General features: G+C 38.3%; 12 protein-coding genes. 1 reads left to right on the top strand and 11 read right to left on the bottom strand.

Annotation, left to right across the window (positions count from 1 at the left end):
- Positions 1-205: 205 nt before the first annotated feature.
- The 11 genes from yicI to ABDZ53_RS01750 form a co-directional block, all read right to left on the bottom strand.
- Positions 206-2,515, bottom strand: coding sequence for an alpha-xylosidase (yicI, locus tag ABDZ53_RS01800; RefSeq protein ID WP_343753382.1), 2,310 nt, complete (start codon positions 2,513-2,515; stop codon positions 206-208).
- A gap of 10 nt (positions 2,516-2,525) precedes the next feature.
- Positions 2,526-3,995: a glycoside hydrolase family 1 protein gene (locus tag ABDZ53_RS01795; protein ID WP_343753380.1), complete on the bottom strand. Its 1,470-nt coding sequence runs from the start codon at positions 3,993-3,995 to the stop codon at positions 2,526-2,528.
- Entirely contained in the window at positions 3,985-4,902 is a 918-nt protein-coding gene (locus ABDZ53_RS01790; RefSeq protein WP_343753378.1) for an ROK family protein, read from the bottom strand. The genes ABDZ53_RS01795 and ABDZ53_RS01790 overlap by 11 nt, the downstream gene beginning before the upstream one ends.
- 230 nt (positions 4,903-5,132) lie before the next feature.
- Positions 5,133-6,827 (bottom strand): ABC transporter substrate-binding protein, encoded by a 1,695-nt coding sequence (locus tag ABDZ53_RS01785; protein ID WP_343753376.1) that lies wholly within the window; start codon positions 6,825-6,827, stop codon positions 5,133-5,135.
- 16 nt (positions 6,828-6,843) lie between these two features.
- Complete coding sequence (locus tag ABDZ53_RS01780) at positions 6,844-7,791, bottom strand: carbohydrate ABC transporter permease (RefSeq protein ID WP_343753374.1); 948 nt, start codon at positions 7,789-7,791, stop codon at positions 6,844-6,846.
- A 15-nt stretch (positions 7,792-7,806) separates the two neighbouring features.
- The gene (locus ABDZ53_RS01775) at positions 7,807-8,787 is read right to left on the bottom strand and encodes an ABC transporter permease (RefSeq protein WP_343753372.1); all 981 of its coding nucleotides are present in this window, start codon (positions 8,785-8,787) and stop codon (positions 7,807-7,809) included.
- A gap of 143 nt (positions 8,788-8,930) precedes the next feature.
- Positions 8,931-10,223, bottom strand: a complete 1,293-nt coding sequence (locus ABDZ53_RS01770) for a hypothetical protein (RefSeq protein ID WP_343753370.1) — start codon at positions 10,221-10,223, stop codon at positions 8,931-8,933.
- A complete protein-coding gene (locus ABDZ53_RS01765; protein ID WP_343753368.1) occupies positions 10,220-10,906 on the bottom strand; it encodes a DUF624 domain-containing protein in 687 nt (228 codons plus the stop codon). Before ABDZ53_RS01765 ends, ABDZ53_RS01770 begins: the two co-directional genes overlap by 4 nt.
- Positions 10,903-12,393 (bottom strand): response regulator transcription factor, encoded by a 1,491-nt coding sequence (locus ABDZ53_RS01760; RefSeq protein WP_343753366.1) that lies wholly within the window; start codon positions 12,391-12,393, stop codon positions 10,903-10,905. The genes ABDZ53_RS01765 and ABDZ53_RS01760 overlap by 4 nt, the downstream gene beginning before the upstream one ends.
- On the bottom strand, positions 12,393-14,192 hold the full coding sequence (locus ABDZ53_RS01755; RefSeq protein WP_343753364.1) for a sensor histidine kinase: 1,800 nt from the start codon (positions 14,190-14,192) through the stop codon (positions 12,393-12,395). Before ABDZ53_RS01755 ends, ABDZ53_RS01760 begins: the two co-directional genes overlap by 1 nt.
- 1 nt (position 14,193) lies before the next feature.
- Positions 14,194-16,422, bottom strand: a complete 2,229-nt coding sequence (locus ABDZ53_RS01750) for a glycosyl hydrolase family 95 catalytic domain-containing protein (RefSeq protein WP_343753362.1) — start codon at positions 16,420-16,422, stop codon at positions 14,194-14,196.
- Between the two features lie 256 nt (positions 16,423-16,678).
- Between ABDZ53_RS01750 and mscL the strand changes: the two genes are divergently transcribed.
- Positions 16,679-16,933: a large conductance mechanosensitive channel protein MscL gene (mscL, locus tag ABDZ53_RS01745; RefSeq protein ID WP_343753360.1), complete on the top strand. Its 255-nt coding sequence runs from the start codon at positions 16,679-16,681 to the stop codon at positions 16,931-16,933.
- Positions 16,934-17,026 lie beyond the last annotated feature (93 nt).

Raw genomic sequence — 17,026 nt, 5'->3', positions numbered from 1 at the left:
TTCTTAATGCTTTTATTTTTGAACTCTCATATTGGTTTTAACGACGTTGGGCCTAATTAATTGTTTACTAACGCCTGTAAAAAATAGTTTAGCGACGTTAAGCTTATATATTTTCTTGCTGACACCTCTAAACAGAGGTTATTCCATGATATGCATGAAAATCTAAAAAGGAGCAGAACAGATGACCTGTTCTGCTCCACATTTTTTAGATAGAAACAGTTAACGTGCCACTCGTTGCTTTAATTAAAGTGCCTGTTTCAGTTGCTGATTGTTCACCATTTTCTACAGATTGAATGTCTTTAATATTGCGTAGAAGAATAGATAACCCATTGATACCGGATGAGTCGACTGTTATTTTGTCACTCTGGCGAGATACTTTTACAGTCCCTACTGTGTGACCCTTTATATCGACAACTGTTTCTTCTACAGTTTTACCGTCTTCTAATTCAAACACATGAACAGTCACGTCTTTAGCATAATCGTATTCAGCCTGATTATCGACGGCTCCTTCGATTATTAAACTGTTTGGACGAGCGAGTAATGGTAAGGACATGTAATCATGATTTTCATGGTACCAGCGACCACCATCTAAGACTTCATTGGTTAGATAGTTTGTCCAGCGCCCTTCAGGAACGTAGAAAGACACGTCTCCTTTATCGTTGAATATAGGAGCAACTAACAAGCTGTCACCCAGCATATATTGTCTATCTAGCGTATGGGTAGACAGGTCTTCTGGGAATTCCAATACCATAGAACGCATCATAGGAATACCGTCTGTTGCTTTCACTGCTTGATTCATCAAGTACGGCATTAATCTTAATTTCAGCTTTGTAAACTCACGAGTGACGTCAACCGCCTCTTCGTCATAAATCCAAGGCACTTTATATTCTTTACTGCCGTGGTAACGACTGTGGGAAGACAAGAGTCCAAATTGAGTCCAGCGTTTATATAAATCAGGAGTACAGCCTTCTTCAAAGCCACCGATATCATGACTCCAGTAACCAAATCCACTCATTCCAAAGGATAAGCCTGCTCTTAGAGACTCAGCCATTGAAGGGTAATCAGATGTACTGTCTCCTCCCCAGTGTACTGGGAATTTCTGTCCGCCAGCCGTAGCCGAACGTGCAAACAAGACGGCTTCATTTTTGCCTCGTTTTTCTTCGAGTAAATCAAAAACAATTTGATTGTATAGTTGAGCGTAGTAATTGTGCATGCGATAAGGATCGGACCCATCATGGTAGACGGCATCTGTCGGAATACGTTCTCCAAAGTCAGTCTTGAATGAATCAACTCCCATATCCATCAAACGTGTAAGATGTCCTTTATACCATTCGACAGCTTCCGGATTGGTAAAGTCAATAATGGCTAGACCTGCTTGCCATTTATCCCATTGCCAAACGTCTCCATTCTCACGTTTAATAAAGTAACCTTTCTCCATTCCTTCATCAAAGAGCTTAGACTTTTGTCCCACATAGGGATTAATCCAGACACAAATTTTCAAGCCTTTTTCTTTCAAGCGTTTCAACATGTTTTCGGGATCAGGGAACGTGCGCTTGTCCCATTCAAAATTAACCCATTCGTATTCTTCCATCCATAAACAGTCAAAGTGGAAGACTTCTAATGGAATATCGCGTTCAATCATCCCGTCCACAAAGTGGTTCACAGTCGCTTCATCATAATCAGTTAAAAATGATGTACTCATCCATAAACCAAATGACCAAGCAGGTGGAAGTGAAGGCTTGCCTGTTAATGTCGTATAATTGTCCAAGACGTCTTTCATCGTATCGCCCGCTACTATATAGTACTCCATCTCTTCACCCGGAACACTAAACTGAACGCGTGACACTTTTTCACTACCAATTTCGTAACTGACTTTTTTAGGAGAGTTCACAAATACACCATAACCCCGGTTACTCATGTAAAACGGAATATTTTTATAAGCCTGTTCTGTTCCCGTTCCTCCATCTGCATTCCACATATCTACTGTCTGGCCATTTTTCACAAAGTTTGTAAAACGTTCTCCCAGACCATAAACCATTTCTCCTACATCAATAGAAAGTTGCTCACTTATGTAAGCTCGATTGATTCTTGTATCTCTAATATAAGCTTGTCCACGCGGTTTACTTGAAGTGAGTACTTTTCCATTTTTTTCAAATCTAATTTCGTAAGGAGCAGTTTTGCTTACTATAGCTTTTAGATCACCTGATTGAAAAACAGCCGTCTCTTCTTCATTGACTATGGATACCGAAGGATTGGCTTTATGCAATTCAAAATTTGGACCATGATTGATTTGTCCTTTATGATGGTACAGCTTGACTCCAATGACATTTTCGTGAGGCGAAGACAATTCAACTGTCATCATTCCCCCATCTAAAGTCGCTCCTTTATCTCCAATGTATCTGAAAGGCGCAAACAAGGTTAACTCGTTATCTGTTTCTCGCGTTGCGTACACATGAACAGGGTAATCAATCTCATACCCTTCCTTTACTAACCATCCACCATCTAAAAACTTCATTTTTCCACCTCTAATTTATATTTTGACCGTTATTTTCAATTAATTCTTTATACCAGTAAAAACTCTTCTTAGGTATGCGTCTCATATCTTTTTCATCTGTCTCTGTTCGGTTCACATAAACAAATCCGTACCGCTTTTTATAGCCATTTAACCAGCTCAGCAAGTCAGTAAATGACCATGCACAGTACCCTATCATGTCCACCCCATCAGAAATGGCTTTTTTCATCTCACTAATATGATTTTCTAAGTACTGAATACGATAATCATCATGGATTTCTTCCTCTTCTGTTAACTCATCCAAAGCACCTAAGCCATTTTCCGTAACAAAAAGGGGAAGATCATACCGTGCAAAGACTTGTCTTAATGCTACTCGGAAACCAACGGGGTCTATTTCCCATCCCCAGTCCGTTTTCTCTAGATAGGGGTTCTCAGCAGACTGAAACATAGGGACTTCTGGACTCTGTGACTGCTCATCTTTCGGTTGCATTAAATAAGGATCAGTTGAAGAAAACTGTTTATTTGTTTCTTCATTTTCTGTTGGATTTTCTAATTTATTTTGCTTAACCGTTCCACCATGATAGTAATTTATTCCTAAAAAGTCTGGTTTAGCTGACTTCAAAAGTTCTTCATCTTCTGGAAGAACAGTAGGTGCAATACCCATACGTTTTAACTGATTAAACGTAGTGACAGGATACTTGCCTTTACAATAGATATCTAACCACCAAGCATTATTAAAATCATGTGCATTTTCAGCAGCTAGCACATCTGAAGGGTCAGAAGTTAACGGATAAACGGGACCGTACCCAAAGCTTGGGCCGATTTTTCCTTCTGGAACCATTTCTTTGAACAGATTTATAGCTTCGGCGTTAGCCAGGTTGATAATATGGTTGGCTTCAAATAACCGCTTTGTATCCGATACATTAGGCGGATGAGATTCCCATCGGTAGCCCATACTGGTAAAGACATTCTGTTCATTAAATGTTACCCAATACGTGACTTTCTTACCTAATCGCTCAAATAAAAGCTCACAATACTGTTTAAAAGCCCTGATGGTTTCTCTTGATTCCCAACCGTTATATTTTTCCTGTAGAGCCAGTGGGAGATCCCAGTGATAGAGGGTTAAAACAGGTTCTACACCATTTTTAATTAACTCGTCGACTAAGTCTTCATAAAATTGAAGACCCGCTTCGTTTACTTCCCCTTCTCCTTCGGGTAATATACGTGACCAGGATACCGAGAAACGGTATGCTTTGAGGCCCATTCCTGCCATTAACTTTACATCTTCTTTATAGCGGTGATAGTGATCAATAGCCACATCCCCATTCGTTCCTTCAAAGGTTTTTTCTGGTATTTTAGTGAATTCATCCCATATAGATGGGCCTTTCCCATCTGCATCAAATGCTCCTTCAATTTGATAGGCAGCTGATGCCGCTCCCCATAAGAAATCTTTTGGAAATGAATCTAAAGTCTCATGAAACATAGTTTTCCCCTTTCACACTAGTTTGTTGATTCGTTTGAAGTAAAAATGATAAAGCTCCTATGGCTCCTGCGTCATTTTTAAAACGCGCAATCTCAATGTTTGCTCTGTAATCTTTCCAGTGAGGATTCTCTTCTAATTTTTCTCGAATCAATGGCAACAAGCTCGGATTTGCGCTAATGCCTCCTCCAATGACTATCTTTTCAGGATTAAAACCTGCAGCGATGTTGAAAATACCTGCTGATAAATAGGTTGCCCATTCATCCACTATTTGCCTTGTCTCTTCATCTCGATGCATTTCAGAAAAAATACTTTGCGGATCGACTAATGCACTTGGAAATAAGAATTTTTTCTCTTTATAACGTTTAATGAGAGCAGCTGTGGAAGCCAGTTCATGCATGGTCCTAGTCGGATGATTGAGGGCATCCAGACGCATCATGCCAAATTCACCGGCGGTATAGTGATTGCCGTAAACAATCTTTCGGTCATAAGCCACCGCTCCGCCTATCCCTGTTCCAATAGTCATTAAAACTACATCTTGATTTTCTTTCGCTGCTCCCATTGTTAATTCTGCCATTAATGCACATCTTGCGTCATTCTCAACATGAATCGGACATGAAAAATATTCAGCTAATAATTCTCTTAAGTTCTTATCGTATAAATGTAAAATGGCTCCGCCTAAAATGGACTTTCCTGTTTCCTTTTCCACCGTTCCAGGTACGCTTATTCCTATGCCTTTAATACGGGTGCGCTCTTCATAATAGCGAACCTTCTTTACTAAAAAGTCGATGAATTCTTCAGTTGAAGAATGAATAGTTGGGGATGATCCTCTGGAGAGGATGGTTCCGTCTTTATTTATCAGAACATATTTTATAGATGTCCCCCCAATATCAAAACACACATAACTCATCTATATTCTGCTCCTTTATTGTCGATTAGAGATGCTTATTTATTTTATTAATGGAGTTGTTTTTTATCTTAAAATACAGAAAACAGTTTAATCACTCCTAATTGTAAACCCTTTCCTAATTATGTCAATACCTTTAAATAATAAAGTATATATTTTTCTATTTTTCAAAAAGAGATGAAAAGTATTCATTCCTCAAAGAGTCATGAATACTTTTCACCTACCTTAGTTACTTATTCTGCTCCGCCCCATAATTCAAGTCGTTTGTTTACGATATCTGTCATTTCTGCGTTTGCAGCTTCAGCCCCAAATGAATCTAGCTGTTCTAACATTTCATCCCATATCGCATCAAAGTCATTAGGATCTGATAAGATAGCTTCAGTGATTTTTTGAGTAGTATAATCATCTGCTCTTTGCTGGAAAATATTCACTTCACTATCAGTAGGTAGAGGAATCTCGTATGCTCTTCCATGTGCGGGTATTCCTAATTCTTCAGGAGCCGGGAACAAGTCTACCCATAACTCAGCATCATAAGCTTCCAAAGCTTCTAATTCAGCATCTACAAAGTTTTCTCTAATTTCTTCTACAGTAGTTCGAGTGATGCCTTGACCATTCGAGTCCACTGCTCCACTACCCCATTGCGGGAATGGATAAGTGTATTGTCCTACACCTGTTTCGAATGAGTAGTTTGAATTAGTCTGAGCATTTTGTCTGTCTTCATCTAACTGAACACGTTGACCATCAACTACTTCATAGTTAGTCCCTTCAATTCCCCAATTTGTTAAGATTTGTGCTTCTTCTGAGGCCATCCAGTCTAAGAAATCAAACGCTCTATCCACATGTTCTGAATCTGCACTAATGGAAATACCGGTCGTTCCAGTGAAGCCATAATCTCTAGTACTCATCGGAAGCACATCTTCATTCAAAGTAACTGGAAGGGGTGCCCATAATCCCCACTCGTTGCCTTCTGCTCTAAGAGCTGCTTCGGCTGATCCGATATTCCAATCTTGGTCAGCAATAGCTAATACACGTCCAGAAGACAACTTAGAAATATAAGTATCATGAGTATGAGTGAACGATTCAGGATCTATTAAACCCTTAGCATTCATACTATTTAACCATTTGAAATACTCTCTAAATTCTTCTCTCTGAAATTTATATACTGTTTCTCCTGTTTCTTCATCTACTTGCCACTGACCATCATCTTGAAATCCTGCTACAAATCCAGCTGGATTCCCTACAGTAATCAACCAGCGCCAGTCAGCTCCAGATAGCACCATAGGATACCATTCTTCTCCGTCTTCTGTCGTTGGATTTTCTTCTAAAAACTGAACTAATGCATTTTCATAGTCCTCCAACGTTTGAATATCTGGATAGCCTAGTTCTTTTAATAAACCGATTTGAAGCATCATTGTTCCACTAGTTTCTAGGTACTGATTTTCTACTCCACCTGTTCCAACATGGTAGATTTGTGGGTCATCTAAACTATTACGTAGGCGATCTAACTGATCTCCGTATAAAGCTTTTAGATTATCTCCTCTTTCTTCAATTAAATCATCCAGTGGCTGTAGAGCCTCTGCGTCAATTAATTGATTAATACCACCTTTACCAAAGATTAAGTCAGGATAGTCTCCACTCCCAATCATTAAAGCGATCGCCTCGATATCATCTCCACCCACTGGATATGAAATGTCTAGAGTAACTCCTGTCTTTTCTGTAATTTCTTGTGCAACTGGATTATCAAAACTATCATTTTGCGCTAAGTCAGCGTGAAACATAGTCAATGTGACTTCTTCGGTTGAATCACTGTCACTTCCATTACCTCCATTTGAATCTGTATCAGTAGAAGCTTCATCCCCATTTCCACATGCCGCTAATAGTAAAGCACTCGTTAGAGCTAATGGTCCAAATAATTTTTTCAGTTTCATTCCTTTTCCTCCTAATTTAACTTTTCACTGCTCCGAGCGTTAAGCCCGAAACAAAATATTTCTGTAAGAATGGATAAACTATAACAATCGGTACAGTTACAATAACTGTTGCTGCCATCTTGATGGATTCAGGCGTGGTTCGAATCACTTGTCCGCCCGTTTGATTCAGTTGATGGACTTGGGAGGAAGTCATCGATTGCGCGTTCCCAAGTATCTGCATAAGCTCATATTGTAACGTAGTTAAATTCACGTTTGATCCCGCATAAAGGTAAGTATCAAACCAGTTGTTCCACTGACCTACAGCTGTAAATAAAGCAACAGTTGCCAACACCGGTAAGCACAGCGGCATAATAATTTTGAAGAATATGGTTAAATCATTGGCACCGTCTATTCGTGCAGATTCTTCTAAAGCATCTGGTAATCCATCTATAAAGGATCGAATAACGATGACATTAAAAGCATTGAGTAGAGCGGGTATGATGTAAACAGCGAATGAGTTCATCAATCCCACATTTCTGATGACTAAATACGTCGGTACTAACCCACCACTAACGTACATGGTCAATACTAGGATAACACCCAAAGGTCTTCTAAAGATAAAGTTTTTTCGACTGAGTATATATGCCAGAATCGAACAAGTAAATGTCGCTGTTATGGTGCCTATAACAGTTCGTAAAATAGAGTTTCTAAAGGCAATGACCCAGTTGTTGTTTCCCGAGAAAATTTCTCTGTAGTTTTGCAGCGTGAAATCTCTTGGATAAATTGTTAACCCGCCTCTAGCTGTATCCACTGCATTATTAAAAGAGATAGCTAACACATGTAAAAAGGGATAGAGTGTCACAACAATGACTAAAAGCATAAAAACAGCAATGACGAAGTCTATTAATGTAGGGCGTTCACTCCATTTCTTTGTTTTATTTTTAATTAATTTCTTTTCTTTTTTATCAATAGCATTAATTTCCATTTTGTGTCCCTCCTTTTACATGATTGAAATATCGCTGGTTTTTTTAGCTATAGCATTAAAAGTGAATATCAAAGTGATTGAAATTGCTGATTTAAAGATTCCGATCGCTGTACCAAATGAGTATCTAAACATTCCAATACCGTAATCCAACGCATACTTTTCAATAACGATAGCGGCGTCAGCCACAATATTATTTCCAAGTAACATCTGTCTTTCAAACCCTATATTTATGATATTTCCTATACTCATGATTAGCAGTAAGACAATAATCGGTTTGATTGACGGCAAGGTGATGTGCCACATTTTTTGAAGACGACTCGCACCGTCTACGGTAGCCGCCTCATACATTTCTTCGCTGATAGCGGTCATGGCAGCTAGATAGATAATCGCGTTCCAACCTGTAGACTTCCAAACCTCTGCACTGGTCACAATTCCCCAGAACATACCGGGTCTTGCCATAAAATTAATCGGAGCATCAATCAGATTGACTGCTTGTAAGAGGTTGTTGACCACACCAGAATTAGATAATACGGTCGTCACCAAGTTCGCTACCACAACCCATGAAACGAAGTGAGGCAGGTAGGAAATGGTTTGGGTTATCTTTTTGAACCGTGTAAATCGTAATTCGTTAAGCAGTAAGGCAAACACAATGGCCGAACTCGTTCCAAAAATTAGCCCGAGGCCTCCCATACCGATTGTATTTTTTAAAGCGGTATAAAAGAGAGAATCATTAAATAATACTCTGAAATGTTCAAACCCTACCCACTCTGAAGCAAAAAATCCGTTTTGAGGTCTGTAGTTCTGGAAGGCAACCAACCAGCCTACAAGAGGCGCATAAGCAAAAATAGCGAGCCAAATGACAAAGGGAATAGAGAGTGCGACGAGTAATTTCTGTTGTTTAATGGCTTTCCAAGTGATCTTTTTTCGTTGTTTTTTTGTGTCTCTTGCTTTAATCGTGCTTTGTTTTTCAGCATCGATAACTTTTATCGTTTCCATATCACTCATCCTTTCAGTGACTTATCACTTAATTAAAGTATAAATGATAACGTTTACAATAAAAACAGTACAAAACAACCCTTAACATAGTAAAATCTGGACATTTAAAATAAAATGCCCAGATTTTTGCGTGATATGGAGTTTTATAAATTTAAAAAAGCCTCTAACATGTCATTTAATCGTTCATCCGTCATTTTGAATTCAACAATCCCATCATTTATGACAAAGTAATCGCTACTTGATTCTTCCGGCACGAAGGAGACGGTTTTTTCTACTTCTTCTCCATCCAGCAAATAGGTATAGTGGATAGTTACGTCACTATCTTCTTCCTGTATGTCTGCGTTATCTCTTTCTTCTATTCTTTCACTATAAGCTAAGCGCGCCAGATATTGATAGGTTCGACGAAAAACATCTTCGTCAATTTCTTTATCATTCACATAGAATGTATGAACTACCTTTCCTGCTTCAGCCGTTCTATCAACGGATAAATGGATCGTCTCCTCATTGGTCATTATACCAACCGTTTGAACCGTATCTAATGGTATCAGAGCCACGAAGTTATCGACCATAGTGAATAATTCGACATCAAATATATCAAGGAGCTGAGATGGAACACGGTAATTCTGATCGCTCAAATGAATTAACGTAAACTGGTCATCAACTTCCTGCCCAATAGTGACGGACTCCTGCGATTCTCCATCCTTTAAACGAATCCTCTGCCCGCTTTCTTCCAAGGTTTCTTCTGTCGGATACCCTCTAAGCGTGTATAAATTCGTGAGAAGGTCTTCCATCCAATAATATTCTGCAGAAAAAGCTGTCTCAAAATCCCCATGAACATACCAGCCACTCACAAAAGGCATTCTTTCAACTTCATTCATAGTCGTTTCCTGATTGAGGGTAAATACCTGAACACCCTTTTCAATGACCACTTCTTCCAAGCCTTCTAGTTCAAAGGTCAAAGGTTCCTCTAGAAAAATAGGATCAAAGGGACTCAATGACTGAGGCCATTCAGCTACTTCAAAATAATTGCCGTCTTTTTCGATGAACGACTCGCTTGGATAAAGATCCAACTCAAGACTGTCCTCATTATTAGATAAAGTGAGAGTCAGCTCTGCATCCTCTTGGGGTTCTCTCTCGGATGGCGTTCCTGTCAGCTCATACAGCTCATCAACAAAGCGAGATATGGATGGAGTATGGGGATTCTCTACTCCTGTTCCGATCCATTCATTATTAACGTAACGGACAGTGAGGTCTTCTGAGTCGGCTTCTATAGACAGTTTATTGAGGGTGAAGTCTCTCGGAATAAGCACCGATGCTTGGTCCGTCGTTTCCTCTTCCGTTCTATCCGTTTCTTCACTTCCGTCTTCCATTTCCGCATCACAAGCAGAAAGCACAGCGAATGAAAGCAGAAGCAAGGGTAAATATTTCATTTTCATTCTGCCTCTCCTCCCTGTTGACTATAAGTCGCTTCCATTTTGTCTAATATAGGATGGTTGTTTCTCATAAAATAATAGGCTGCAATCGCAAATATAAAGAGCACAGCATACGTAAAGAACCCATACAAAATGAGAGCGAAGGCTATGAGTAAAGACAAAAGAGACAGACTTTTTAGTTTGTTCTGGTATATGAGAAGAATGGAAAAAATGATGACATTCTTAACCGATACCTCAAAACGTGCCAATAAAGAAAAGGCATAAATACCTGATAACACAACGATGGCGAACAAGAGGAGACTGATGACTGTTAATATCATCCATCCTCTATTTAATACAAATAAAATATCTACGATTAAAACCGTGATGGCGATTAAAAGAATGATCCAGTACTTACTGCTTTCTAAAAAGTTCTTTTTGTAAGCAAGCCAGTAATCTTTAGTCGGGTTTATCGTTTTTTCTCTATATAACTTACCCATCGTGTAAAACAAAGCTGTCACACTTGCGCCTGTCGGAAGGAGACCGACAACATAAATGAGCAGGTTAGACAAACTAATGGGTAAATAAAGAAGAAGGGTGATTATAAGTAGATTGCTTATTAAGAAATACCCATTCACTAACAAGAAGTAGTAAATGTATTGGGCTATTTTATAAAACAAGGAATCTGTTGATTGCTTCTGATTCATTCCTTTTCCTCTCTCTTCCAGTTCTTCTGATACTCTTTAGGACTCACACCGAACTGCTTTTTAAACTTTTTATGAAAATAATCATAATTTGAGTAGCCTGTCATTTTAGCAATTTCGTATATATAAAGAGAGTCCTCCTCTAAGAGCTGCTTGGCTTTTTCTAAGCGCACGTTGTCCAAGTACTGATGGTAACTCATGTCAGTCTCTGCTTTAAACTTCTTACCTAAATACGACTGACTATAATTAAACTCATTAGCCAGTTCAATCAGACTTAAATTCAAGTGATAGTTTTTCATTGTATACCGTTTTATTTCTTCTACAATGTCTTGTTTTTCATTTGTTTCATAGAAAAATCGACCAAAATCATAAAAAATGTGTTTCAAAAATATAGCCGTTTGTTCAATAGAGGTTTCTTTCCAAATTATAGATAAAATCTTATCTTTCTCAATCTCTTTAATGGGTTTATTCATACTCTCTTCTAAAAAGGACACACATTCCATAAAGAGAAAGGACCATTCTCTTTTCGTTTCCTCCACTGTTTCTACAGAGGATATAAAATAAGAGACACAGCGATCAATGATTTTTTCAATGTCTTCTTTTAAATTATCTTTAATAGCCAATTTTAATTTATATACTAAGGTTTCCAATTTATATGGGCTCTTTTCCTTCAGTAGCGTATGTGAAGAAAGTATTTGAGCATGGGGATAAAAGTACAACGAACGAGTCAAGCTTTCAACCTCATTATATAAATCAGGGACATCTTCCAGTTGTTTAGTTTCTGAACTGACGATTATTCTTATATCTTCAATTTGACTGGCCAGACGAGTGACTTCGCTTACAGATTCCGGTGTTTCATCACACAGAAGTAAAAACAAATGATCTCCATGAGAATAGAGGTAACGGTTCTCTCTTTCAATGCTCTCACATATTTCTGTTAAATGGTTGGCCTCTAATTTAATCCCAGGTTTAGTGAATTTAACTAATTGAAACGATTCATACTTCAATAAGTGAGAGTACCCTTCTTCTTTTACCCCATTCATGACATAAGCAAAAATATGCTGGTTCAAGACGTAATCTTCGAATACTCTTTTATTTTTCTTGTCTTTTCTTTCCTCTTCCAGTTGAATCTTTAACCGATCTAATATTGAAATCAGTTCTGTTTCATCAATAGGTTTCAGTAGATAATGGAGTGTACCTAATGCAATAGCCTCTTGAGCATATTTAAAATCTGAATAACCGGATAGAATAATATATTTGGATAGATGGTCCAGCTTTTTGGCCTCTTCTACCATTTCCAGTCCATTCAATCCCGGCATTCTTATATCTGTAATCACCAAATCAGGTTGTGTTTGCTTGATCAACTCTAGACCGGCCAGACCATTTTCTGCCGAACCGATCACTTTAAAGCCCAGTTTCTCCCAATCAATGATGTATTCTAATCCTTCTCTTACGACAGGTTCGTCATCTACTAAGATAACCGAATACACTATCTTTCACCTTCTCTTTGTTTTTGTATTTTAGGAATTCTGATGTGTACCAAGGTTCCTTCTCCTTCTAAACTCTCTATTTCCAGACCGTATTCTTCTCCGTAAAAGAACCGAATTCTTTGATGCACATTATTAATCCCTAAATGGGAACTTTCTTCAGTTGAACCCAGTAATTTTCTGATAGTATCAAGCTGCTCTTTTTCCATTCCAATACCATTATCTTTCACCGTTATAGCCAGATCGCCCTTTCGCTCTTTCACCGTAATACTAATTAGGCCTTTCCCTAACTTCGGCTCTATTCCATGGATAAAGGAATTTTCTACAATAGGCTGAATGATAAGGGGAATGATTTTATAATCAGTGTCTGTCTGATTGTTGATTTCATAATCAATCTGATCTCCGAATCTCAACTTCTGAATTTGAAGATACATATCAATAAACTGAAGTTCTTCGCTTAAGGAAGAGTCTTCCTGTTTTCCTTCTAGAGATTTCCTCATGAGACGACTAAGAAGAGTAATGATATCAGCCACTTCTTTGTCTTTATTTTTTAAAGCTTTCATCCGAATCATTTCTAACGTATTGTACAAAAAGTGAGGATTTATTTGACTGGCTAACATTTTAAACTGGGAATCTTTCAATTGCAGCTGCCAGTTTTTCTCTTTCACAATATGGTTGTAGTTTTCTTCCATTAGTTTTTCAAGACTATGCGTTGTTTCTACCAAATGCTGGTACACATCGGATAACTCATCATTTCCTTTAATGGAAGGTGCAATATCAAAATTTCCAGCGGCTACCATTGACATGGTATCTTTTAAAGTCATGATTCGTTTATTAAAGGTACGAATAAAAATGATCAACAAGACTATACTGATTAAAACAGCGCTGACGATAATGATATAGGCAAATCTTAAATCCTGGTTGACATCTTCTAATATACTATCGGTGGGAACAATACCGATAACTTGCATAGTTGAATTCAACGTTTTAGGGATATGAACATCCTTAATATTCAGCGTAAAACCGGTGTCATACATGTCCGTGTCAATGATCTCATAGTTCCCTTGTTCCGTTCGCACCGTATCCAGAACAGGCTGATACAGTCGGTAGTCTTCATATATAGTAGGTGTGCTGGGGTAGCTGTATAGCGGTGTCTGACTATCCAGAGTGATAAAGACACTACTGGAAGAGTCTGCCAGAATATTATCTATCACCTCTTCATTAACCGCAATAGCTAAAACACCTACCGCTTCATAGTTATTGTAAACGGCTCGAACTAAATTTAACCGGTACTCTTCCGTAATATGATCCTGAAGCCATACCCAAGAAATCCGTCCTCTTTTGGCGATACTTTCTTGGTACCAAGGCTGGTTGACAATCGTGCCACTTGCATAATAAATACCCGTTGTACTCGTTAAGGTCGGATTGTCTACAAAAAACCTCACATATTCTATCTCATCATAATACCTTAAATAGTCTTGGATCATCTGGTAACCGGCATACGCCTCATACACTTCAAAGGGATTCTCATATTCTGTAGTTACTAAAGAAAATAAATCTTCATCCTGATAAATCCAGTCAGATACCAATGTGACAGCAGACAAAATAGAGACATAGTCTGAACGAATCCGTTCATTGTTGCTTTCAATTTCTTCCAATTTAGTAGATATCAAGTTGTCACGAATGCTCAGAGTTAAATACGCCCCTACAAATAAGATAGGGATAATCAGTATAATTAAGTAAGAGCCTAATAACTTCTGTTTTATAGAGATATAAGGTCTTTTACTGAATAGCTTTTTCACTCTACTCATCTCCTGGATCAGTCCATGACAAGCTTACTGTTTGAGTTTCCTTCTCCTTTAATCTTACCTCAATCTGCTGTTCTTTGAGACGGATAAATAGAGTTGTAGGAAGACTTGCTAATACACTCAATTCCCCTGTTTGGTTTGTTTGACTCCATTTAAACCGCTTGACCTGTATACCATTCGGTAAGTGAATCCCTTTTAATTCTCCTTCATGTAACCACTCGGGTAGAGCTTTAAATAGCGTAATGGACCCGTCTCCTTCAGGATAAATTAATGCATCATGAAGGACTTTGGGATAAGAGCCATTCGCATCTAAATTAAAGACATGGCTATGGTTATAGTGACTGGTTGCTAACGAAGGATAAAAGGCACGATTTCTAATTAACTCATTCAATGACGCTTCAACATCATTAGCTCTCTCAAGAGCAATGGCACACATCGCGGCATGAATCCTTCCATGAGAAGAACTGGTATCTCCTTCTTCACTTAATAACCAAGCTTCTAAACGTTTATCGAATGCTTTATTGGCAGCTTCCCAGAGATCTCGGTTTTCTTTTGTGATTTCTTTTGACTGAAACACGGGGTAAAGATTGGAAAAGTGACGATGATTATGATTCTCTTCTTTCGTTTCATCTATCCACTCTTTCAAGACCCCTTCCTCGTCTATCATATAAGCTGGTAGACGATTGTATAAGGAGTCATATTCTTCTGGAAAAACTTTGTTTAAAACAGCATAGGCGTGTTTTAAATACTGAATAGTGGCTTTTATAACCGCTATATCCATTGTAGAATTATCAGCCATGCCATTTTCAGCCGAATAACTCGGTCTTAACAAGGCTTTTCCTTCCTCATCTTCTATGATAAAATCCTCGTAAAATAAAAGAGTCTGTTCATAAAAAGGGATAGCTGTGGTTCTCAAAAATTCTTTATCAAGAGTGTGAGTGTAATATTCATGATAAAAATGAGCCAGCCATCCGGCTCCTGCCGTCCAGAAAATGAGGGGCCATTCTTTGTTCCAATGCACATGCAAGGCTCGCGTACTGGCATGAACAGGAACTAAATACCCTCTGGCATCAAAATACTTCTTGGCATTTTCTTTAAAGTCTTCATCATAAGCTCTCATTTTATTGAAAAAGCCTTCAAACCCTTCAAACTGTCCTAAGCCGGCTAAAGAAGTAATGGCCAACTCTACGTTTGTATCTAGGGTATAGTCTCCACTCCACGGTGGATTGAAATCTCCGCTCCAAATACCTTGCAGATTAGGCAAAGCTTTTCCAGACATCGCTTGAATAAAGTAACGGCTCGCATCATATAATTTTTCATACAAAACAAGCGGTATTGTCTTTGCTTCTTCTAATTCTTGAATCAGCGATTCATAGCTTCTTTGTCTTTCATCATCTGAAACCAGGTTTATAGACGTCCCGTCATAAGTACGCTGATGCGCCTGGATATGCTGTGTCCGGATTTCATCAAATCGGTCCAGGGTAAGCTCTTCTTCCTCGAAATAGATAGAAAAGGCTAGACGAAGCTCGGTCACTTGGGTGAAAGTGACTCCCTTTTCTGTTATAGTGCTTTCCTTACTATCACTGACCCACTTCAATGGCACCCGATAGCCGGTATGATCATAGTACGAGGCTGTCTGTTCCAATGAGTCAAAATTGGTCTGAGTCATTTTCTGGTTAAGTTCTGAATGGTTGAAATCTTTAAACTGAATAGTGATATCAATTGGTTCACTTGTTTTTAAGTCAAAATAAAGAGCCTTCTTATCTTTTGTAGCAAAAAACGATGTCTCTATCTTATGCGTAAGGCTTTTAGCTTGGGTATACACTAAGCCTTTTTCATAATCAATAGCTCGTTTGTAAGCTAAATCGTTTCCAATTTCAGTTAATAAGGTCAAGTCTATCTGGGCAGCTGGATGGTAGACATCGCTCATCGTTAAACCAGAATAGCCTCGTTCAAGTGCTACTTTTTCAAAAAAATCAATTCCCGCTTGATAGCCTTCCTCTTCAATAGTCTGTCTCAGCTCATTCAAGTAGTTGGATAAATCAGGAATGCTGTCCATTCGATTACTCTTTAAAAACAGCTCATGATGATTGGCAATTAAGCTGAACACCTCACTGTTCCCATATAAAGTGCCTCCTATTTCTCCATTCCCTACAAAATACCCGTCTTGCCATTTTTTTGAATCCGATGTACTCCAAATCCCTTTTTTAGGAATTTCAAACATTATTCTTCTCTCCTTAAGTGCAACCGCTTTATTTTCACCGCATTATAGCACACATTTTTCTGCCAGTGTAGACTCGTTTTCATATATACTAACACATTATTCGCTTTCCAGTATAAGTCTGTTAGAAAATGGCTTCTTCCATTCCTTTCTGCTTCTTGACTATGACTGCCTTCTATGCAAGTTCCCTTTTACAAACCCTTGAAAAAGAGATAGTATAGTATGGAAACACTAACGTCATTTCAAAGGAGAAGAAAACATGATTAAAGAATTTAAAGAATTTATTATGCGCGGAAACGTCATTGAATTAGCCGTGGGGATTGTCATGGGAGCTGCCTTTACAGCTATTGTGACGGCTTTAGTCGAACATATTATAACGCCAATTATTGCAGCTGTGACGGGAAACGCTGATGTTTCAGGATTAGCTATTCAAATTGGAACTGCAGAATTAACTTATGGGTACTTCTTGCAAGCAGTAATAGATTTCTTCACTAGTGTTGCATTAAAAATTTAACTATTCCATGGCATAAAAAAATCCTTTATACTAGTACTTGGATGACTTATCCAAGACCAATACAAAGGATCTACACATGGATAAGTATAATAC

The organism is Alkalibacterium iburiense, from assembly GCF_039521845.1.
Lineage (GTDB): Bacteria > Bacillota > Bacilli > Lactobacillales > Carnobacteriaceae_A > Alkalibacterium > Alkalibacterium iburiense.
This window is presented reverse-complemented; position numbering and strand designations above follow the sequence as displayed.